Source organism: Citrobacter sp. A316 (assembly GCF_002042945.1).
In the GTDB taxonomy this organism is placed as follows: domain Bacteria; phylum Pseudomonadota; class Gammaproteobacteria; order Enterobacterales; family Enterobacteriaceae; genus Citrobacter; species Citrobacter portucalensis.
On sequence record NZ_MVFZ01000032.1, the window covers coordinates 1 to 19410 of the forward strand.

Consider the following 19410-nt stretch of genomic DNA (forward strand, 5'->3'; position numbering starts at 1 on the left):
TCGATGGAGGCGCATTATAGGGAGTTTCCTGTGGCCCGCAACCCTTAAATGACAGAAAAATGACTGACTGCTGCATTCCACAGCAAAACCCCGCCTTATACCCATTTACGCACAGAGTTATCCACAAACCACACGATCGTTTCTACGATCCTCTCGTTATATCAGCCTCTTTCAACAGAAAAAGAAGAGGTCAAAATCGAAAATTAAAAATTCGCGAGCGTTGCGCAAACGTTTTCGTTACAATGCCCCCGCACAACAAGGATGCCCCGTAAGGGGCGTTAGCTGAGTTTTTAGCCAAGAATTCACCTAACGCTCTCTGTAATAGTCAAATCCAGGGGATTTACCATGCAACAACGTCGTCCAGTCCGCCGCGCTCTGCTCAGTGTTTCTGACAAGGCCGGTATCATCGAATTCGCTCAGGCACTTTCCGCACGCGGTGTGGAGCTGCTGTCTACAGGTGGCACTGCGCGCCTGTTAGCGGAGAAAGGTCTGCCAGTGACCGAAGTTTCCGATTACACCGGCTTCCCGGAAATGATGGATGGACGCGTGAAGACCCTGCATCCGAAAGTCCACGGCGGCATTCTTGGTCGTCGCGGTCAGGATGACGGAATTATGGAACAGCACGGCATCGCCCCTATCGATATGGTTGTCGTTAACCTTTACCCATTTGCCGAAACCGTGGCACGCGAAGGTTGCTCGCTGGAAGATGCGGTAGAGAACATTGATATCGGCGGCCCGACCATGGTGCGTTCCGCAGCCAAGAACCATAAAGACGTAGCGATCGTTGTGAAGAGCTGCGACTACGACACCATTATTAAAGAGATGGATGCCAACGAAGGCTCCCTGACTCTGGAAACCCGCTTTGACCTCGCGATTAAAGCCTTCGAACACACCGCCGCCTACGACAGCATGATTGCCAACTACTTCGGCAGCATGGTTCCGGCTTACCACGGTGAGAGCAAAGAAGCCGCCGGTCGTTTCCCGCGTACTCTGAACCTGAACTTCATTAAGAAGCAGGATATGCGCTACGGCGAGAACAGCCACCAGCAGGCTGCCTTCTATATAGAAGAGAATGTTAAAGAAGCGTCCGTTGCCACCGCACAGCAGGTACAGGGCAAAGCGCTTTCCTACAACAATATCGCCGATACCGACGCGGCGCTGGAGTGCGTGAAAGAGTTCAGCGAGCCAGCCTGTGTGATCGTTAAGCACGCTAACCCGTGTGGCGTAGCGGTAAGTACCTCTATTCTGGACGCGTACGACCGCGCCTATAAAACCGACCCGACTTCCGCGTTCGGCGGCATCATCGCTTTCAACCGGGAACTGGATGCCGAAACCGCACAGGCAATTATCTCCCGTCAGTTCGTGGAAGTGATCATCGCCCCGTCCGCAACCGAAGACGCACTGAAAATCACCGCCGCCAAACAGAACGTTCGCGTTCTGACCTGCGGCCAGTGGGCACAACGTGTACCGGGCCTGGACTTCAAACGCGTTAACGGCGGCCTGCTGGTTCAGGACAGGGATCTGGGTATGGTGAGCGAAAGCGAACTGCGCGTGGTGTCTAAACGCCAGCCGACCGAACAAGAACTGCGCGATGCGCTGTTCTGCTGGAAAGTGGCGAAGTTCGTGAAATCCAACGCCATTGTTTATGCCAAAGAGAACATGACTATCGGCATAGGAGCCGGCCAGATGAGCCGCGTGTACTCCGCGAAAATCGCTGGGATTAAAGCCGCCGATGAAGGTCTGGAAGTAAAAGGCTCCGCCATGGCCTCTGACGCCTTCTTCCCGTTCCGCGATGGTATTGATGCCGCTGCCGCCGTTGGCGTGAGCTGCGTTATCCAGCCAGGTGGTTCTATCCGTGATGACGAAGTCATTGCCGCTGCCGATGAACACGGTATCGCGATGATCTTTACCGACATGCGCCACTTCCGCCATTAATCCACGGAGCAGACGATGAAAGTATTAGTGATTGGCAACGGCGGGCGCGAGCACGCCCTGGCCTGGAAAGCGGCACAGTCGCCGCTGGTCGATACCGTTTTTGTTGCACCGGGTAACGCGGGCACCGCACTGGAACCTGCACTGCAAAACGTGGCTATCGCGGTAACCGATATTCCTGCACTGCTGAGCTTTGCCCAGAACGAGAAGATCGATCTGACCATCGTTGGTCCGGAAGCGCCGCTGGTAATTGGCGTAGTCGATGCTTTCCGCGCCGCCGGTCTGAAAATTTTCGGCCCAACCGAAGGTGCTGCACAACTGGAAGGCTCCAAAGCCTTCACCAAAGATTTCCTCGCCCGTCATCATATCCCGACCGCGGAATATCAGAACTTCACTGAGATTGAGCCAGCACTGGCCTATCTGCGTGAGAAAGGCGCGCCGATTGTTATCAAAGCCGACGGTCTGGCTGCCGGTAAAGGCGTTATCGTGGCGATGACGCAGGAAGAAGCCGAAGCCGCCGTTCATGACATGCTGGCAGGAAACGCTTTTGGCGATGCGGGCCACCGCATTGTTATCGAAGAGTTCCTCGACGGCGAAGAAGCGAGCTTTATCGTGATGGTCGACGGCGAGCACGTGCTGCCGATGGCCACCAGCCAGGACCACAAACGCGTAGGTAACGGTGATACCGGCCCAAACACAGGCGGTATGGGCGCATACTCACCGGCTCCGGTGGTGACTGATGAAGTGCACCAGCGCACCATGGAACGCATCATTTGGCCAACCGTAAAAGGCATGGCGGCGGAAGGGAATACCTACACTGGCTTCCTGTATGCGGGCCTGATGATCGACAAGCAGGGCAATCCGAAGGTTATCGAGTTCAACTGCCGCTTTGGCGATCCGGAAACCCAGCCGATCATGCTGCGCATGAAATCGGACCTGGTGGAGCTTTGCCTGGCCGCCTGCGACGGCAAGCTGGATGAGAAAAACTCCGAGTGGGACGAACGCGCCTCGCTGGGTGTCGTCATTGCCGCCGGAGGTTATCCAGGCAACTACAACACCGGTGATGAGATCCACGGTCTGCCGCTGGAAGAAGTAGAAGACGGAAAAGTGTTCCATGCAGGCACTACACTCGCTGACGACGATCGCGTGCTGACCAGCGGCGGCCGCGTGCTGTGCGCCACCGCCCTGGGCAATACCGTGGCTGAAGCGCAGAAACGCGCTTACGCCCTGATGACCGACATCCGCTGGGATGGCAGCTTCAGCCGTAACGACATTGGCTGGCGCGCCATTGAACGCGAGCAACGCTAACGCGAAATTTTCGCCAGCAGCGTTTTACGCGTAATACCTAACTGACGGGCGGCTTCCGTTTTATTGCCGCCCGTTTTTTCCAGCGCCGCCAGAATCACCTCTTTTTCGACATCCACCAGCGGTTGGATCTCGCCACTGAATTCCGTTTTTATCGGCGTCGCGGCAATCGCCATCGGCAGCTCACGCTCGGAAATATATTCCCCCGTCAGCAGTACCACCGAGCGCTCAATCGCATTTTCCAGCTCACGAATATTGCCCGGCCAGTCGTAGTGAATCAGCAGATCCATCGCCTGTGGAGTAAAGCCTTTCACCGCTTTGCGGTTACGCGCGGCAAAACGCTGGAGAAAATGTTCGGCTAACAGCGGAATATCTTCCCGGCGCTGGCACAGCGCTGGCATTTCAATGGTGACGACGTTCAGGCGATAATAGAGATCCTGACGAAAGCGCCCGGCGCTGACTTCTTCCGCAAGATCGCGATGCGTAGCGGCGATTAGCCGGACATCAACCGCAATAGTCTGATTGCTACCAACGCGCTGCACTTCTCGTTCCTGGATAGCCCGCAGCAGGCGCACCTGCATCAGCGGTGAAATATCACCGATTTCATCAAGAAATAACGTGCCGCCATCGGCTTCCACAAAGCGCCCTTCCCGCCGTTTATCCGCCCCGGTAAACGCCCCTTTCTCGTGACCAAAAAGTTCGGACTCCAGCAGCGATTCATTAAGCGCCGCGCAGTTGAGCGTCACCAGCGGTTTATCGCGACGGGCGCTGCTGGCATGCAGCGCCCGGGCCACCAACTCTTTACCCGTGCCGGAGTCTCCGTGAATGAGCACCGTGGCATCCGAGGGCGCAACCATCGCGATTTCATTGAGCAACTTCTGCATCGCCGGACTGCTGCCAATCATGCCAAACTGCGCAGCCGACGCCGATGGCAGTTCAGCGCCCGTTTCCCGCGTATGCGCCAGCGCCTTTTCCAGCGTCTCCTGCAGACGGTCAAAATCCAGTGGTTTGATTAAGTAGTCCAGCGCCCCGGTTTTAAGCGCCTCGACGGCGGTCTCTACGCTGGAGAACGCCGTCATGATCAAGACCGGAATCGCCGGATTCAGCGCTTTAATCTCTTTCAGCGTTGCGATGCCGTCCATCTCCGCCATGCGTACATCACACAGCACTAAATCAAATACGCGTTCGCGCACCTGTTCCAGCGCCGCTCGCCCGCTATAGGCCAGCGCGACCTCATAACCCCAGCCGCGCAACAGCGCCTGTAAAATGGTGCAATGGCTGATATCGTCATCGACTACCAGAATATTGATTTTTCCGCGCGTCATCCTTGTTAATCCTGTTGTTTCGCTTTGGTCGGCAGCCAAAGGGTAAAGGTCGCACCTTTGCCCTCAACGCTTGCCACCTGAATGGTGCCACCATGCTGTTCGATAATGTTCTGCACTACCGCCAGCCCGAGACCGGTTCCGTCAGCTTTGGTCGTAAAGTAAGGCGTAAAAATGGCCTCCAGCTGTTCCGCTGCAATTCCCTTCCCGCTATCGGTAACCACGATTTTAACGCGATCGCCGCTGCTTTCACTCGCTTCAACCGTGATCGTACCCTGACGACCAATCGCATGAATGGCGTTCAGATACAGATTCAACAAAACCTGGGTCAGTCGGTCGGGATCGGCCTGAATAGCGGGGAGCGTAGGAGTGGCCGAAAAGCGGAGCTGGATTTCCCGGCTTGCCGCATCCTGACTCACCAGGTGTAATGAGTGGGTGATGACCTCATTAAGATTCACCTGTTGCAGTGTCAGATGCGCAGGTTTCACCAGCTCCAGCAACTCGCTCACCACCCGATTTAAACGATCCGCCTCTTTCGCCATCACCTGCGCCAGCTCGTGCGACTCGCCTCCTGCCGGGGTTCGCTCGGCAAAATACTTCGCTAACCCTTTGATCGATGAAAGCGGGTTACGAATTTCATGCGCCACTCCAGCCGCAAGGTGCCCGAGCGCTAACAGTTTTTCTTTACGCTTCATCGCATCCTGGAGTTCTTTGTACGAGCGCTGATAGCGCTGATACCAGAAGAACGTCAGCACGGTGGCCAGCAACACAGCCGCCAGCGCAGAGAGGACTATCAGGGTGTTACGCCACTCTCTTGCCTGAGTCGCGGTGAGATCACTGGCATCAAAGGCGATAAATATGGTTTGTGCTGGGGTAATAAGCTGCCCGTCATTGCTGGCGCAGCGCGCCATGCCGTGGCGTCCTGGACCATACATTGGCTGAAACTGGCGGTAAATTTCCAGGGCTGGCGTTTTTTCACCGTCTCCCTCCGGGATCTCAATATTCCGCCAGCTTTCTTGTTCCCCAGGACTAAGCTGTCGCAGGACATCCGATGAATAGAGCGTTTTACCAACCATCGCGGAATTGCTGTGGGTAATAATGACACCATGCTCATCGACGACGGCAAACCATAGCACGCCAGGCTGTACAGCCATTTCCTCCAGTAGCGTCTGCTGCTGAGCATGATGCATGCGCATCCCCATACCTACGCGCGTACCAGACTCCAGAGCGCGAATGAGCACACTGCCTTTTTCCAGTAGCGTTTGACGTGCGGCGCCACTTTCCCGCCCATAGTCCCGAATAGTCATAATCGAAAACCAGCCGACCAATATCAGGATTGCCGCCAGCAAGAGTCGGCTCAACCACTTTGCCACCGTATCCTTATAAAGACGCATACGCTCTCCCTTCACCCCGCTTGTTCCTTTCATCGTTGCAGGTATACAGCAGAAATCATGCCATTTTTTCCCCCTGATAACCCTGCCCTCAGACACAAACAGCTGAAAGTAACGGGTAAAAATGACTCGCAGGCGCGTTCTGGCGAGTCATTTTTACTCGTTTCCCTGCAAAGACGGCGGGTACAACGCCCGCAGCGCTGGGATTGCCGCTTTGGCACGGAAGATGCAAAAGGGAATGTAAGCTAACCAACAGGAGAACGAACGATGAAACGGAACAACAAACTGGCACTGATTGCACTTTCTCTTATCGCACTGGGCTCCACTCCGGTACTGGCGCAGAATCACTGGGGATATGGCGACGGAATGCAGCAACGGGGCGGTACGCCAATGACCGCTGAGCAGCAGGCTGCCGCGCAGAAAATCTATGATGATTACTATTCCCAGACCAGCGCGTTGCGTCAACAGCTGACATCCAAACGTTATGAGTACAATGCACTATTAACAGCCAGCTCACCGGACACGGCAAAAATTAATGCTGTAGCAAAAGAGATGGAAGCGTTGAATCAGTCTCTGGACGAGCAGCGCGTTAAACGCGATGTCGCAATGGCGCAGGCTGGCGTGCCACGTGGCGCGGGAATGGGCTACGGCGGATGCGGCGGTGGCCATCGCGGCGGCGGCCATATGGGAATGGGTCACTGGTAAAAGACTTAATGCCTGATGACGCTATACGGTTCAGGCCTGCTGGCTACCTGTCTTCAGGTTTTCAGAAAGTTTTGGCTGTAGGCTGCCAGTGACAAAAATCTTCATTGGCGACCAGCAGTAGCTGCGACCCTTCGGGCGCTTCCAGCCATGCCACACTCACCTCTACGGATGAATGTCTCTGGCGGCGCTCGATATGGTTTATCGCCCACGACTCCAGGTCTGGATTCAGCGTTTCACCTTCACAGGTTGTGACTGTGTTATCCGCATGCCAACGTCCCTGACGCAATATCACCCGTCCCTGACGCAGCGCATCGCTGGTCTGGCGAATTTGATCGGCGCGATAGCGGTAAAGCGCGATTTGATCGCTGGAAAGCTGCTGCTTTTGCCCGTCGACTTCACGCTGCATGAAGCTCAGTTCGCCCCGGTCATCGAAGCGTATACGGACATGTTCAGCCGGTTTACTGTAAACGTTGAGTTCTATCAGAGAGAGCGAATCACCCTGCCAGCGGTATTCACTGGTAGTGGTTTCGCCTTTACGCCACGGACTAAATACCGAGAGTAAGTGAACATCGTCACCGGAGTCTTTACGCCAAATACGTACCGCCCCCTGATCGCCAACATAGCCGCTGGCCGTGAACGGAGGAAGCTCAGAATGGCTACCGCAGGCAGACAGTAACAGAACACCTGAAAGCCAAAGCGTATGACGCCAGATGGACAAAAGGGGCGAAACCGCCCCTTCGTTAAAACTGTTCACTGCCACGCGAATTACTTAACCGCGTCTTTCAGTGCTTTACCAGAAACAAATGCCGGTACGTTAGCTGCGGCGATTTTGATTTCTTTACCGGTCTGCGGGTTGCGGCCAGTGCGCTCAGCACGGTGGTTCACTTTGAAGGTACCGAAACCAACCAGTTGTACAGCATCGCCTTCTTTCAGAGACTCAGTAATAGCAGCCAGAGTGGATTCCAGAGCAGCTTTAGCCTGTGTTTTAGACAGTTCTGCTTTGTCTGCAATTACATCAATCAGTTGAGTCTTGTTCATAAGTTATCCTTACAATGTGTTTATCGCTTGCTAAGCATCGAGTGCGACGGAAATGCCAGAAAAGCACTCTCCTGCATACACGCACCGATAGCCACTTTTTTTCGCCCCCCAAATGTAGACCAGACCGGGGGCGGATGGGAAGCCTTCAGGCACGACAAATCAGGCGTTAAATCACGTTTTGTGGTGTCATTGCTGAAAATTTATACCAATATTGCTCTCACCAGCCTCGCGCAGGTCTGCACGCAGCCCTTTTATCAGCTCAATATCGCGTTCTTCACAGTCGGCTAAAAGTCGGAAAATTTCCCACTGAATATCCCATTCTTGCTCAACGGCAGGGTTCTCTTTGAGCTCTTCATCGGTCATTTCGCGACCAGCCTGAGTCATTTCCAGCATCGCAACCGTCGTAATCGAAGCCTTACTCACTTCGATTGCATGCTCCAGCGTTTCACCGCTAAGACGCGAATGCATCAGTTCGCTTAATGCCACACAGGCATCAATCGCCGGATAAACGCCGTACAGATCGTAATCATCTGCAGAAGGAATGGCCTCTTCAAACTTTTCCAGCTGACTGTCGAAATTGATTTTCGCGTCTTTAACCGTCAGCGCTTCCCAAATCAGATCCAGAATTCGGCGGTAAATCTGTCCATCGCCAAATTCAGTTTGCTTGCAGAACATGGCGTAGTTCGGGTACATGCGTTCGCACAGACAGGCCATAAACGTGACGTGCTGCCAGCTTTCCAGCTTCTCCAGACGCAGGTGAATCGGATTTTGTAACATGATGAGTTCTCAAATACGGAAATTAGCCGCAGTTTACCCGATATGGGGCGTTTTTGCTGCAAGCCGAGTAAAAGCCGGGCGTTCGGATGCCACCGCATCTGCCCAGCGTGTTGGTTCCGGCAAACGATAGCCGTTCATACAGCGTTGAACCCATGCCAGTGCGCTGTCCATACTCACGCGGTGGCCCGTAGAAATAAACAGCGGGTTACAGCGCGCTTTGCTGCGCCAGACCCATGCCAGCTGTTCGCCTTTATCCAGCAACGGCGCTAACGCTCCAGGCTCGGCAGCGAGCGGCTCAAACTTGCCGCACAACCGTTTTTTCGCCACACCAATCGTTGGGACGTCCACCAGCAGGCCAAAATGGCTGGCCACGCCCAGACGGCGCGGGTGAGAAATGCCATGCCCGTCAACGAACAGCAGATCTGGCTTGTGCGAGAGCAGTTGCCAGGCGGCCATCAGCGCGGGAGTTTCACGAAAGGAGAGAAAACCAGGAATGTAGGGCATGGTGGTGGCGATACGCGCCACCTTGTATTCGACCAGTTCAAGCGTGGGATACTTCAGTAAGACCATTGCGGCTCGCGTCACTTCGCCACCCTGCTCAAACCCAACGTCCGCCCCACCGATCAGATCCGGCGGATCGTTCTTCAGACGATCCTCGCGGATCACTGAAGAGGCCAGTTCAAGCTGCTGCGCGCGTAATGACGCGAGATCCATGATGACTCCTTAGCGGTGGTACTGTTCGGACAACCGATGTACCGCCTCCACAAAGACACCCGCATGTTCTGGCGGTACGTCCTGATGAATGCCGTGGCCCAGGTTAAAGACATGCCCTTCACCCTGACCAAATCCAGCCAGAATTGTCGCCACCTCTTCTTCGATGCGGGCTGGCGGCGCATACAGCATGGACGGATCCATATTGCCCTGTAGCGCCACTTTATGACCAACACGACGACGCGCATCGGCAATGTCAGTGGTCCAGTCGAGACCTAACGCATCACAGCCGGTTTCCGCCATCGCTTCCAGCCACTGACCACCGCCTTTGGTAAACAGGGTCACCGGTACACGACGACCTTCGTTCTCGCGCAGCAGGCCATCGACGATTTTGTGCATGTAATACAGGGAGAACTGCTGATAGTCGCGACCGGTCAGCACGCCCCCCCAGGTATCGAAAATCATCACCGACTGCGCGCCCGCTTTGATCTGCGCGTTCAGGTACAGCGTGACGCTCTTCGCCAGCTTATCAAGCAGCAGATGCAGCGCTTTAGGATCGGCGTACATCATCTTTTTAATCACGGTGAAGGCTTTGCTGCTGCCGCCTTCAACCATGTAGGTCGCCAGCGTCCACGGGCTACCGGAGAAGCCGATCAGCGGCACTTCGCCTTTCAGTTCACGGCGGATAGTGCGCACCGCGTTCATCACGTACCCCAGCCCATCTTCCGGGTCAGGGATCGGCAGTTTGTCGACGTCAGCCTTGCTGGTAATCGGAGAGGTGAAGCGTGGACCTTCTCCTGCTTCAAAATACAGCCCGAGTCCCATCGCATCCGGGATCGTCAGGATATCCGAGAAGAGGATCGCGGCATCAAGTTTATAGCGACGCAGCGGCTGCAGCGTGACTTCGCAGGCCAGCTCGGCATTTTTGCACAGCGCCATAAAATCACCCGCTTCGGCACGGGTAGCTTTGTATTCCGGTAGATAGCGGCCTGCCTGGCGCATCATCCATACCGGAGTGACATCAACGGGCTGGCGCAGCAGCGCACGCAGATAACGATCGTTCTTCAGTTCGGTCATTTTTGCAGTTCCTTATTGCGTCAGTCCGTCAGTGTATCACCACTCGCTCTTTACTCGTACTCAGCCCGACACATTGCCACAGTGTCTTCAATCAATCGACGCGCGACAGTACCCGGCGGAGGCAAGAGCGGTAAATCGTCATAGCGATACCAGTTCGCTTCCAGCAGCTCTTTCGGGTCGATGACGATTTCGCCGCTATCATACTCTGCCATAAATGCGGTCATCAAAGACTGCGGGAATGGCCATGGCTGAGAAGTGACATAGCGCAGGTTTTTCACCTTAATGCCGCTCTCTTCCATGACTTCACGCGCTACCGCCTGTTCCAGGGTCTCGCCCACTTCGACAAAACCCGCCAGTACGGTATGCACGCCGTTACGATGGCGAACGTGTTGGGCAAGCAGGATGGAATCATCTCGGCGAATAGCGACGATTATGCAGGGAGCAATTTGCGGGTAATAACGTTCACGGCAGTGGCTACAGAGCATCGCCCACTCCGTTTTACTCGGGTGCATGGGATGGCCGCAGTAGCCGCAGAATTTATGCGAGCGATAGAACTCTGCCAGCTGTACGCCGCGTCCGGCCAGTTGAAACAGGCCAACGTCCTGGTCAATGACCTGGCGCACCGACCCCATATCGTGTCGACGCTGCTGCTGCACCAGCCAGACAGTCTCCCCTTCCCACTCGCCTATTGGCAGCGCGCGCTGACCAATCAGATCAAAACGGGCTGCGTCGCCATAAGGTAGCTCGCCATGAGGTAACCATAACTTTTGCTCATGACTGACGATCCACCAGCCGCTATCTAATTTTTCAATTATACGATCCATATCTCTTGCGCAACCTTTGCTTCACAGGCATGTTGTTTACATTATTTTTACATTTACGGGTGAGCAGTTCCTAAACACCATCTTGCGGAGTCAATCATGCTAAACCAGCTGGAAAGCCTGACGGAGCACGTCGGAGGAAGTAATAAACTGGTTGATCGCTGGCTACATGTACGTAAGCACCTGCTCGTGGCTTACTACAATCTGGTTGGCATTAAGCCTGGCAAAGAATCGTACATGCGACTCAATGAAAAAGCGCTGGATGATTTTTGTCAGAGCCTGGTCGATTACCTCTCCACCGGACACTTCAGTATTTATGAACGTATTCTCCATAAATTGGAAGGGAACGGGCAGCTTTTAAAAGCCACAAAAATTTGGCCGCTGCTGGAAGCCAATACGCAGCTGATCATGGACTACTATGACTCCAGCCTGGAAACTGCGATTGATCATGATAACTTCCTTGAATTTCAACAGGTTTTATCGGATCTCGGCGAAGCGCTAGAAGCCCGATTCGTGCTGGAAGATAAGCTGATCATGCTGGTATTTGACGCGATGCACGAGAGTAGCACTCTCAAACGTCATGCTTGAGATTTACGGCATTAACGCGTAGTTTACATTCATTACCTCTTTACTGAGGTTACTTCTTGTCGGAGTGCTTATTTTCCACAGCAGCATGAGTGGAAAAGGCTGAGACCGTTAATTCGGGATCCGCGGAACCTGATCAGGTTAAAACCTGCGAAGGGAACAAGAGTCAATCTGCAATAGCATCGCCCCCGGGCGAGCTTCTCTCTTGCTTCATCCGTCGTCTGACAAGCCATATCCTTACTTTTATTTGGAATGAGCTATGTCTGCCACTACTAAACCATCACGCCGCGAACAGCGCGCTCAAGCCCAACACTTTATCGATACCCTGGAAGGGACCGCCTTCCCTAACTCAAAACGCATTTATATTACCGGTTCGCAGCCGGATATCCGCATTCCGATGCGCGAAATTCAGCTCAGCCCGACGCTGACTGGCGGTAGCAAAGACAACCCGCAGTTCGAAGAGAACGAAGCCGTTCCGGTATACGACACCTCCGGGCCGTATGGCGATCCTGACGTGGCGATTAACGTCCAGCAAGGTCTGGCAAAACTGCGCCAGGCGTGGATTGCGGCACGTAACGATAGCGAAGAATTAGACGACCGTAGTTCCGCTTATACCAAAGAACGTCTGGCCGACGATGGCCTGGACGAACTGCGTTTCACCGGCCTGCTGACGCCAAAGCGCGCCAAAGCCGGTAAGCGTGTCACCCAGCTACACTACGCCCGTCAGGGAATAGTGACCCCGGAGATGGAGTTCATCGCCATCCGTGAAAACATGGGCCGCGAGCGCATTCGCAGTGAAGTGCTTCGCCACCAGCATCCGGGGATGAACTTTGGCGCACGCCTGCCGGAAAACATCACACCGGAATTCGTGCGTGATGAAGTGGCCGCGGGCCGCGCGATTATTCCTGCCAACATCAACCACCCGGAATCCGAGCCGATGATTATCGGTCGCAACTTCCTGGTGAAGGTTAACGCCAACATCGGCAACTCTGCCGTCACCTCCTCTATCGAAGAAGAGGTAGAAAAACTGGTGTGGTCGACGCGCTGGGGCGCGGACACGGTGATGGATCTCTCCACCGGCCGCTATATTCACGAAACCCGCGAGTGGATCCTGCGTAACAGTCCGGTACCGATCGGTACTGTGCCGATCTACCAGGCGCTGGAGAAGGTCAACGGGATCGCCGAAGATCTCACCTGGGAAGCCTTCCGCGACACGCTGCTGGAGCAGGCCGAACAGGGCGTCGACTACTTCACCATTCACGCGGGCGTGCTGCTGCGCTACGTGCCGATGACCGCCAAACGCCTGACCGGTATTGTCTCACGCGGCGGTTCAATTATGGCGAAATGGTGCCTTTCTCATCACAAAGAGAACTTCCTGTACGAACATTTCCGCGAGATTTGCGAAATCTGCGCCGCTTACGACGTCTCTTTGTCGCTGGGTGACGGCCTGCGCCCGGGTTCAATTCAGGATGCGAACGACGAAGCGCAGTTCTCCGAGCTGCATACGCTGGGTGAGCTGACCAAAATCGCCTGGGAATACGACGTGCAGGTGATGATTGAAGGCCCGGGTCATGTGCCCATGCATATGATCCAGCGCAACATGACCGAAGAGCTGGAGCACTGCCATGAAGCACCGTTTTACACCTTAGGACCATTGACCACCGACATCGCGCCAGGTTACGACCACTTCACTTCCGGGATCGGTGCGGCGATGATCGGCTGGTTTGGCTGCGCGATGTTGTGCTACGTCACGCCAAAAGAGCACCTCGGCCTGCCGAACAAAGAAGATGTGAAGCAAGGGCTGATTACCTACAAGATTGCCGCCCACGCAGCTGACTTAGCAAAAGGTCATCCGGGCGCGCAGATCCGCGATAACGCCATGTCGAAAGCGCGTTTCGAATTCCGCTGGGAAGACCAGTTTAACCTCGCGCTCGACCCGTTCACAGCCCGTGCCTACCACGATGAAACCCTGCCACAGGAGTCCGGCAAAGTCGCCCACTTCTGCTCCATGTGCGGACCGAAGTTCTGCTCGATGAAAATCAGCCAGGAGGTTCGCGACTACGCTGCCGCACAAACGATTGAAGTCGGCATGGCGGATATGTCGGAGAACTTCCGTGCCAAAGGCGGCGAAATCTACCTCAAAAAAGAGGAGGCGTAATGTACCAGCCTGATTTCCCAACCGTGCCGTTCCGCCTCGGGCTTTACCCGGTGGTGGACAGCGTGCAATGGATTGAACGCCTGTTGCAGGCGGGCGTACGCACGATCCAACTGCGCATTAAAGATAAGCGTGATGAAGAGGTCGAAGCCGACGTTATGGCCGCCATTGAGCTAGGGCGTCGCTATAACGCCCGTCTGTTTATCAACGACTACTGGCGTCTGGCAATTAAGCACCGCGCTTACGGTGTGCATCTGGGCCAGGAAGACCTTGAAACCACCGACCTGAAGGCGATTCAGGCGGCGGGGCTACGCCTGGGGGTGTCCACTCACGATGATATGGAGATAGACGTCGCGCTCGCCGCTAAACCTTCTTATATCGCGCTGGGTCATGTCTTCCCCACGCAAACCAAGCAGATGCCTTCCGCCCCGCAGGGGCTTACGCAACTTGCAAACCATATTGAACGACTGGCGGATTACCCGACCGTCGCCATTGGCGGTATCAGTCTTGAGCGCGCCCCGGCGGTGCTGGCGACCGGTGTAGGCAGCATTGCCGTGGTCAGCGCCATTACCCAGGCGGCTGACTGGCAGGTCGCCACGGCCCAACTACTGGATATCGCAGGAGTGGGCGATGAATGACCGCGACTTTATGCGTTACAGCCGGCAGATCCTGCTCGGCGACATCGCCATTGAAGGCCAGCAAAAGCTACTCGATAGCCATGTGCTGATTGTCGGTTTAGGCGGGTTAGGTTCGCCTGCTGCACTGTATCTGGCGGGAGCTGGCATCGGCAAACTGACGCTGGTAGACGATGACGACATTCATCTGAGCAATCTGCAGCGCCAGATACTGTTTACCACTGATGATATCGCGCGTTCAAAATCGCAGGTTGCCCAGCAGCGCCTGACGCGGCTCAACCCGGATATCGAACTGGTATCGCTCCAGCAGCGACTGAAAGGCGATGCGCTCCGGCATGCGGTAGCGCGTGCCGATGTAGTGCTCGACTGTACCGATAACATGGCCACGCGCCAGGAAATTAACGCCGCCTGCGTAACACTCGACACCCCGCTCATCACCGCCAGCGCCGTCGGCTTTGGCGGCCAACTGATGGTACTGACGCCCCCGTGGGAACAAGGCTGTTATCGCTGCCTGTGGCCGGACGATGTAGAGCCTGAACGCAACTGCCGTACCGCCGGTATCGTCGGACCTGTTGTGGGCGTGATGGGCACCTTGCAGGCGTTGGAAGCGATTAAATTGCTCAGCGGTATCGAGACGCCCAGCGGAGAGCTACGCCTGTTTGACGGTAAAACCAGCCAGTGGCGCAGCCTCGCGCTACGACGTGCCAGCGGCTGCTCGGTATGCGGAGGGCAACATGCAGATTCAGTTCAATGATGAGACGATGCAGTGCGCCGAAGGACAAACCGTCAGCGGGCTGCTCACTGCGCTTAATCAGCTTAAACCGGGTGCGGCGCTGGCACTCAATCAGCAGATCCTGCCGCGCGAGCAGTGGGAGCAGCAAATCGTGCAGGAAGGCGACCAGATCCTGCTTTTTCAGGTTATTGCAGGGGGTTGATATGTTAAGTATTGCCGACAAAACGTTTGATTCGCATCTGTTCACCGGCACCGGCAAATTTGCCTCATCGCAGCTGATGGTCGAGGCGATTCGCGCCTCCGGCAGCCAACTGGTGACGCTGGCCATGAAGCGCGTGGATTTACGTCAGCACAACGACGCTATCCTGGCGCCGCTGGTAGAAGCTGGCGTCACGCTGTTGCCCAACACTTCGGGGGCAAAAACCGCTGAAGAGGCGATTTTTGCCGCCCAACTGGCGCGGGAAGCGCTGGGCACAAACTGGCTGAAATTAGAAATCCACCCGGACGCCCGCTGGCTGTTACCCGATCCGATCGAAACATTGAAAGCCGCAGAAGCACTGGTGAAACAGGGCTTCGTGGTGCTGCCTTACTGTGGCGCTGACCCGGTGTTGTGCAAACGGCTGGAAGAAGTAGGCTGTTCGGCGGTGATGCCGCTCGGCGCGCCCATCGGCTCTAATCAGGGGCTGGAAACCAAAGCGATGCTGGAGATTATTATCCAACAGGCGACCGTGCCGGTGGTGGTTGATGCAGGCATCGGCGTCCCCAGCCACGCCACGCAGGCGCTGGAAATGGGCGCCGACGCGGTGTTGGTCAATACGGCAATCGCGGTCGCCGACAGCCCGGTGATGATGGCAACCGCCTTCCGTCTGGCCGTTGAAGCTGGCTTGCTGGCACGCCAGGCGGTACCAGGAAGCAAAAGTTCTCAGGCCAGCGCCACCAGCCCGTTAACCGGATTCCTGGAGGCCTTCGCATGACAACGTTCAGCGACCGCTGGCGACAGCTGGACTGGGACGACATCCGCCTGCGCATCAACGGTAAAACCGCCGCTGACGTGGAGCGCGCGCTCAAGGCTTCGCAGCTTAGCCGCGACGATCTGATGGCGTTACTCTCTCCTGCCGCAGCCGACTATCTGGAGCCGCTGGCGCAGCGGGCGCAAAAGCTCACCCGCCAGCGTTTTGGTAACACGGTGAGCTTTTACGTGCCGTTGTATCTCTCCAACCTTTGCGCCAACGACTGCACCTACTGCGGTTTTTCGATGAGCAACCGTATCAAACGCAAAACGCTGGACGAAGATGAGATAACACGGGAGTGTGCGGCTATCCGTGAGCTGGGTTTTGAGCATCTGCTGCTGGTCACCGGTGAACATCAGGCAAAAGTGGGGATGGATTACTTTCGTCGCCATTTGCCTGCCATTCGCCGCCAGTTCTCCTCTTTACAGATGGAGGTACAGCCGTTATCAGAGACTGAATATGCAGAGCTGAAGACGCTGGGGCTGGATGGCGTGATGGTGTATCAGGAGAGCTACCATGAGGCAACTTACGCTCGTCACCATTTAAAAGGGAAAAAGCAGGATTTCTTCTGGCGCCTGGAAACGCCGGATAGGCTGGGCCGCGCAGGGATCGACAAAATCGGTCTTGGCGCGTTAATTGGTTTGTCTGACAGTTGGCGAGTTGATTGCTATATGGTGGCTGAGCATCTGCTGTGGATGCAGCAGCATTACTGGCAGAGCCGTTACTCCATTTCCTTCCCTCGCCTGCGGCCATGCACCGGAGGCGTTGAGCCAGCATCAATCATGGACGAGCGACAGTTGGTCCAGACCATTTGTGCGTTTCGTTTACTGGCGCCGGAAATCGAGCTTTCGCTCTCCACCCGCGAATCGCCATGGTTTCGTGACCATGTGATCCCGTTGGCGATCAACAACGTCAGCGCCTTCTCAAAAACCCAGCCCGGTGGTTATGCCGATAACCACCCCGAACTGGAACAGTTCTCTCCGCACGACGATCGTCGCCCAGAAGCCGTTGCTGAAGCACTCATGGCTCAGGGTTTACAGCCCGTGTGGAAAGACTGGGACAGCTATCTGGGGCGCGCTTCACAGCTACCGTAACTCAGGAGCGATCGCATAAACAAAAAAACCCGCTTTCGCGGGTTTTTTCTTCACTGGCACTTAACTGCTCAGGCTCTGGCCTTCATCGCTATCGTAAGCGTTCGTGAAATTATCGGCGTTTACAGCGCGACAACGTTAACAGCAGACGGGCCTTTAGCGCCATTCTCCACGGAGAACTCCACCTTTTGACCTTCGTCTAACGTTTTAAAATCGTTACTCTGGATAGCAGAGAAATGCACAAACACATCCTTGCTACCGTCCTGAGGAGTGATAAAGCCGAAGCCTTTATCAGAGTTAAACCATTTTACTAAACCAGTCATTTTGTTAGACATAGATACTTCCTTTCATGTTTTTGAGCCGCTTATGCAGCGAAGATGGCCTGTTTTGCAGAAATTAACTTATGGGGCACTTAGGGAGGAGGCTCATGAAGAAGAGTATCTGAGGATAACGCTTGAACTGAGAACTGCTTTACTAAAACTGCTTGCATAAGGTCTGTGTTCCAAACCGATGCCGCTATAGTAGCCCTACTTCTAATCATTAAGCAAGCATTAATTTTTTTAATACCCACTGAGTGATGCAATATTGAACCATCGCGGCCAAGCATCCAGGATAACAGCTTGATCTACAATGAACAAAAGCCCCGACTATTGCAGTCAGGGCTTTACGTTACTACACACTTCAAATTTAACATTAATAAACTTAACGATTAAATACTGCTGATGGTACTACTTTAAAATGTACACGTTTACTATAGATAATATTGGATATTGATACTAACTAAAGCTTTCCTCTATTTACCGTTAAACACATTCCACCCGCTTGATAATAGAACTCAAGGCTGGTGACCTAAACAAGTACACTTCCCCTCGCGACATATACTCTTTGATGCGTTGCCTTATTTCCCTCGTGATAACCAAAAAAGAAGAAATCACGAACATTTACTATTAAATCATGGCGTTACATCGTCGCGTTTTACTGATTTTTTGCGATTAGATATATCAACTACGTGGCCTGAAAGCATTGTCGAGGTGAAAAAATAGCGTTTTCAACATCGACTATCCCATACAAAAAATACTTCGTGGCCTTTATCGCAAACCCCAATCAAGCTCTACTAACACTTACTACGTTAACAGCAAACTACAATTTCTCCGCTGTTAAGTATTAACATACTGGTTTAAAAAACGCTGTCAATACTGTTTTTTATAACATGTCTTTATTGACAGTAATTATATATTCCAGCATGTGATAAGTGTGCCAAAAAGCCGCTAGCCCCGGTCCAGATCGCAGAGTTTGGCCTCTTTTTGTAACCGGTTTCAGAAAAAGCGGCTTTCTTTGTGATGCCTTGCACACAATCGTTGCAAAGCAGTTGTTGCTATAGCTGGCTCGCGATAATTATCACCCCACACATGTTGATCGAGACTGCTTATGAAAAACATCGTTTTATGCTGTGCCGCCGGAATGTCCACCAGCATGCTGGTGCAAAGGATGAAAGATGCCGCCCAGAAAAAAGGCGTCGACGTCACTATCAAAGCCGTCCCGGTGGCCGAGTTTGAAGAGAATATCGCTACAGCGGATATCGTTTTGCTCGGCCCACAGGTTAAGTACGAACAGGCCAAGCTACAGGCGATCGCCGACCCGCTAGGCAAAAAAGTCGCCGTTATCGATATGATGGATTACGGCATGATGAAAGGCGATGCGGTACTGGACAAAGCGCTGAAACTACTGGAGTGATGGCATGGAAGAGTTAGAAACGATCATCATGGAATTATTGGTCAACGCTGGCGCTGCACGCAGCCAGGCCCTGACGGCATTGCAACTGGCGCGTAAAGGAGATTTCGCCGGAGCAGAACAAGCGATGAAGGAATCACGCGAGTACGTCAAACAAGCACATAAAATCCAGACCCAGCTGATCGGTATTGACGAAGGCACTGGCAAACTACCGGTTAATCTTATCACCGTCCATTCGCAGGACCACCTGATGAATGCCATGGTGATTCAGGATCTGGCCGGCGATATGATTGAGCTTTATCGGCGGTTACCACCGGTAAATTAATGATACAGCCTGATGGCTTCGTAGGCCTGATAAGCACCGCGCTATCAGGCGGCATAAACATAGACA

General features: G+C 54.3%; 21 protein-coding genes and 1 riboswitch. Of the genes, 12 read left to right on the top strand and 9 right to left on the bottom strand.

Annotated features, from left to right (window positions below; translation table 11 throughout):
* Positions 1–345: 345 nt before the first annotated feature.
* Positions 346–1935, top strand: a complete 1590-nt coding sequence (gene purH, locus BZK41_RS25630) for a bifunctional phosphoribosylaminoimidazolecarboxamide formyltransferase/IMP cyclohydrolase (RefSeq protein WP_079940055.1) — start codon at positions 346–348, stop codon at positions 1933–1935.
* 15 nt (positions 1936–1950) lie between these two features.
* Positions 1951–3240, top strand: coding sequence for a phosphoribosylamine--glycine ligase (gene purD, locus BZK41_RS25635; RefSeq protein WP_079940056.1), 1290 nt, complete (start codon positions 1951–1953; stop codon positions 3238–3240).
* Here the strand turns inward: purD and zraR are convergent.
* Complete coding sequence (zraR, locus tag BZK41_RS25640; RefSeq protein WP_079935363.1) at positions 3237–4562, bottom strand: sigma-54-dependent response regulator transcription factor ZraR; 1326 nt, start codon at positions 4560–4562, stop codon at positions 3237–3239. The genes purD and zraR overlap by 4 nt on opposite strands.
* 5 nt (positions 4563–4567) lie before the next feature.
* Positions 4568–5953, bottom strand: a complete 1386-nt coding sequence (zraS, locus tag BZK41_RS25645) for a two-component system sensor histidine kinase ZraS (protein ID WP_079940057.1) — start codon at positions 5951–5953, stop codon at positions 4568–4570.
* 264 nt (positions 5954–6217) lie between these two features.
* Between zraS and zraP the strand changes: the two genes are divergently transcribed.
* Complete coding sequence (zraP, locus tag BZK41_RS25655) at positions 6218–6655, top strand: zinc resistance sensor/chaperone ZraP (RefSeq protein ID WP_079940059.1); 438 nt, start codon at positions 6218–6220, stop codon at positions 6653–6655.
* Positions 6656–6716: 61 nt separating this feature from the next.
* Here the strand turns inward: zraP and BZK41_RS25660 are convergent, their stop codons facing one another.
* The 6 genes from BZK41_RS25660 to nudC all read right to left on the bottom strand — a co-directional run bounded on the left by BZK41_RS25660 (position 6717) and on the right by nudC (position 11082).
* Positions 6717–7409, bottom strand: a complete 693-nt coding sequence (locus BZK41_RS25660; RefSeq protein ID WP_079940068.1) for a DUF1481 domain-containing protein — start codon at positions 7407–7409, stop codon at positions 6717–6719.
* An 11-nt stretch (positions 7410–7420) separates the two neighbouring features.
* Positions 7421–7693, bottom strand: coding sequence for a nucleoid-associated protein HU-alpha (hupA, locus tag BZK41_RS25665; protein ID WP_001044509.1), 273 nt, complete (start codon positions 7691–7693; stop codon positions 7421–7423).
* Positions 7694–7879: 186 nt separating this feature from the next.
* On the bottom strand, positions 7880–8470 hold the full coding sequence (locus tag BZK41_RS25670; protein ID WP_003842015.1) for a YjaG family protein: 591 nt from the start codon (positions 8468–8470) through the stop codon (positions 7880–7882).
* 33 nt (positions 8471–8503) lie between these two features.
* Positions 8504–9184: a deoxyribonuclease V gene (gene nfi, locus BZK41_RS25675; RefSeq protein ID WP_079940060.1), complete on the bottom strand. Its 681-nt coding sequence runs from the start codon at positions 9182–9184 to the stop codon at positions 8504–8506.
* 9 nt (positions 9185–9193) lie between these two features.
* A complete protein-coding gene (hemE, locus tag BZK41_RS25680) occupies positions 9194–10258 on the bottom strand; it encodes a uroporphyrinogen decarboxylase (protein WP_003826889.1) in 1065 nt (354 codons plus the stop codon).
* 50 nt (positions 10259–10308) lie between these two features.
* Positions 10309–11082 carry an NAD(+) diphosphatase gene (gene nudC / locus BZK41_RS25685; RefSeq protein WP_003033074.1) on the bottom strand — a complete coding sequence of 258 codons (774 nt, stop codon included), beginning with the start codon at positions 11080–11082 and terminating at the stop codon, positions 10309–10311.
* Positions 11083–11178: 96 nt separating this feature from the next.
* Between nudC and BZK41_RS25690 the strand changes: the two genes are divergently transcribed.
* The 7 genes from BZK41_RS25690 to thiH all read left to right on the top strand — a co-directional run bounded on the left by BZK41_RS25690 (position 11179) and on the right by thiH (position 17291).
* Positions 11179–11667, top strand: coding sequence for an Rsd/AlgQ family anti-sigma factor (locus BZK41_RS25690; protein WP_003826892.1), 489 nt, complete (start codon positions 11179–11181; stop codon positions 11665–11667).
* Between the two features lie 50 nt (positions 11668–11717).
* Positions 11718–11840, top strand: a riboswitch (TPP riboswitch).
* 83 nt (positions 11841–11923) lie between these two features.
* Positions 11924–13822 carry a phosphomethylpyrimidine synthase ThiC gene (gene thiC, locus BZK41_RS25695; RefSeq protein WP_079940061.1) on the top strand — a complete coding sequence of 633 codons (1899 nt, stop codon included), beginning with the start codon at positions 11924–11926 and terminating at the stop codon, positions 13820–13822.
* Positions 13822–14457: a thiamine phosphate synthase gene (gene thiE / locus BZK41_RS25700; protein ID WP_079940062.1), complete on the top strand. Its 636-nt coding sequence runs from the start codon at positions 13822–13824 to the stop codon at positions 14455–14457. Before thiC ends, thiE begins: the two co-directional genes overlap by 1 nt.
* Positions 14450–15208, top strand: coding sequence for a HesA/MoeB/ThiF family protein (locus BZK41_RS25705; protein ID WP_079940063.1), 759 nt, complete (start codon positions 14450–14452; stop codon positions 15206–15208). Before thiE ends, BZK41_RS25705 begins: the two co-directional genes overlap by 8 nt.
* Positions 15189–15389, top strand: coding sequence for a sulfur carrier protein ThiS (gene thiS / locus BZK41_RS25710; RefSeq protein ID WP_079940064.1), 201 nt, complete (start codon positions 15189–15191; stop codon positions 15387–15389). The genes BZK41_RS25705 and thiS overlap by 20 nt, the downstream gene beginning before the upstream one ends.
* Position 15390: 1 nt before the next feature.
* Positions 15391–16161, top strand: a complete 771-nt coding sequence (thiG, locus tag BZK41_RS25715) for a thiazole synthase (RefSeq protein WP_079940065.1) — start codon at positions 15391–15393, stop codon at positions 16159–16161.
* Entirely contained in the window at positions 16158–17291 is a 1134-nt protein-coding gene (gene thiH / locus BZK41_RS25720; protein ID WP_079940066.1) for a 2-iminoacetate synthase ThiH, read from the top strand. The genes thiG and thiH overlap by 4 nt, the downstream gene beginning before the upstream one ends.
* Before the next feature lie 119 nt (positions 17292–17410).
* On the opposite strand, the gene cspG is transcribed toward thiH, so the two are convergent.
* Complete coding sequence (gene cspG / locus BZK41_RS25725) at positions 17411–17623, bottom strand: cold shock protein CspG (protein ID WP_003033098.1); 213 nt, start codon at positions 17621–17623, stop codon at positions 17411–17413.
* Positions 17624–18716: 1093 nt separating this feature from the next.
* On the opposite strand from cspG, the gene BZK41_RS25730 reads away from it, so the two are divergent.
* Together BZK41_RS25730 and BZK41_RS25735 are read left to right on the top strand one after the other, a co-directional pair.
* On the top strand, positions 18717–19022 hold the full coding sequence (locus BZK41_RS25730) for a PTS sugar transporter subunit IIB (protein WP_003033102.1): 306 nt from the start codon (positions 18717–18719) through the stop codon (positions 19020–19022).
* Positions 19023–19026: 4 nt separating this feature from the next.
* On the top strand, positions 19027–19344 hold the full coding sequence (locus tag BZK41_RS25735; RefSeq protein ID WP_079940067.1) for a PTS lactose/cellobiose transporter subunit IIA: 318 nt from the start codon (positions 19027–19029) through the stop codon (positions 19342–19344).
* Positions 19345–19410: the final 66 nt, after the last annotated feature.

Coding starts and splice junctions, on each gene's coding strand:
- purH (WP_079940055.1), top strand. CDS start 346: ATGCAACAACGTCGTCCAGTCCGCCGCGCTCTGCTCAGTGTTTCTGAC.
- purD (WP_079940056.1), top strand. CDS start 1,951: ATGAAAGTATTAGTGATTGGCAACGGCGGGCGCGAGCACGCCCTGGCC.
- zraR (WP_079935363.1), bottom strand. CDS start 4,562: ATGACGCGCGGAAAAATCAATATTCTGGTAGTCGATGACGATATCAGC.
- zraS (WP_079940057.1), bottom strand. CDS start 5,953: ATGCGTCTTTATAAGGATACGGTGGCAAAGTGGTTGAGCCGACTCTTG.
- zraP (WP_079940059.1), top strand. CDS start 6,218: ATGAAACGGAACAACAAACTGGCACTGATTGCACTTTCTCTTATCGCA.
- hupA (WP_001044509.1), bottom strand. CDS start 7,693: ATGAACAAGACTCAACTGATTGATGTAATTGCAGACAAAGCAGAACTG.
- BZK41_RS25670 (WP_003842015.1), bottom strand. CDS start 8,470: ATGTTACAAAATCCGATTCACCTGCGTCTGGAGAAGCTGGAAAGCTGG.
- nfi (WP_079940060.1), bottom strand. CDS start 9,184: ATGGATCTCGCGTCATTACGCGCGCAGCAGCTTGAACTGGCCTCTTCA.
- hemE (WP_003826889.1), bottom strand. CDS start 10,258: ATGACCGAACTGAAGAACGATCGTTATCTGCGTGCGCTGCTGCGCCAG.
- nudC (WP_003033074.1), bottom strand. CDS start 11,082: ATGGATCGTATAATTGAAAAATTAGATAGCGGCTGGTGGATCGTCAGT.
- BZK41_RS25690 (WP_003826892.1), top strand. CDS start 11,179: ATGCTAAACCAGCTGGAAAGCCTGACGGAGCACGTCGGAGGAAGTAAT.
- thiC (WP_079940061.1), top strand. CDS start 11,924: ATGTCTGCCACTACTAAACCATCACGCCGCGAACAGCGCGCTCAAGCC.
- thiE (WP_079940062.1), top strand. CDS start 13,822: ATGTACCAGCCTGATTTCCCAACCGTGCCGTTCCGCCTCGGGCTTTAC.
- BZK41_RS25705 (WP_079940063.1), top strand. CDS start 14,450: ATGAATGACCGCGACTTTATGCGTTACAGCCGGCAGATCCTGCTCGGC.
- thiS (WP_079940064.1), top strand. CDS start 15,189: ATGCAGATTCAGTTCAATGATGAGACGATGCAGTGCGCCGAAGGACAA.
- thiG (WP_079940065.1), top strand. CDS start 15,391: ATGTTAAGTATTGCCGACAAAACGTTTGATTCGCATCTGTTCACCGGC.
- thiH (WP_079940066.1), top strand. CDS start 16,158: ATGACAACGTTCAGCGACCGCTGGCGACAGCTGGACTGGGACGACATC.
- cspG (WP_003033098.1), bottom strand. CDS start 17,623: ATGTCTAACAAAATGACTGGTTTAGTAAAATGGTTTAACTCTGATAAA.
- BZK41_RS25730 (WP_003033102.1), top strand. CDS start 18,717: ATGAAAAACATCGTTTTATGCTGTGCCGCCGGAATGTCCACCAGCATG.
- BZK41_RS25735 (WP_079940067.1), top strand. CDS start 19,027: ATGGAAGAGTTAGAAACGATCATCATGGAATTATTGGTCAACGCTGGC.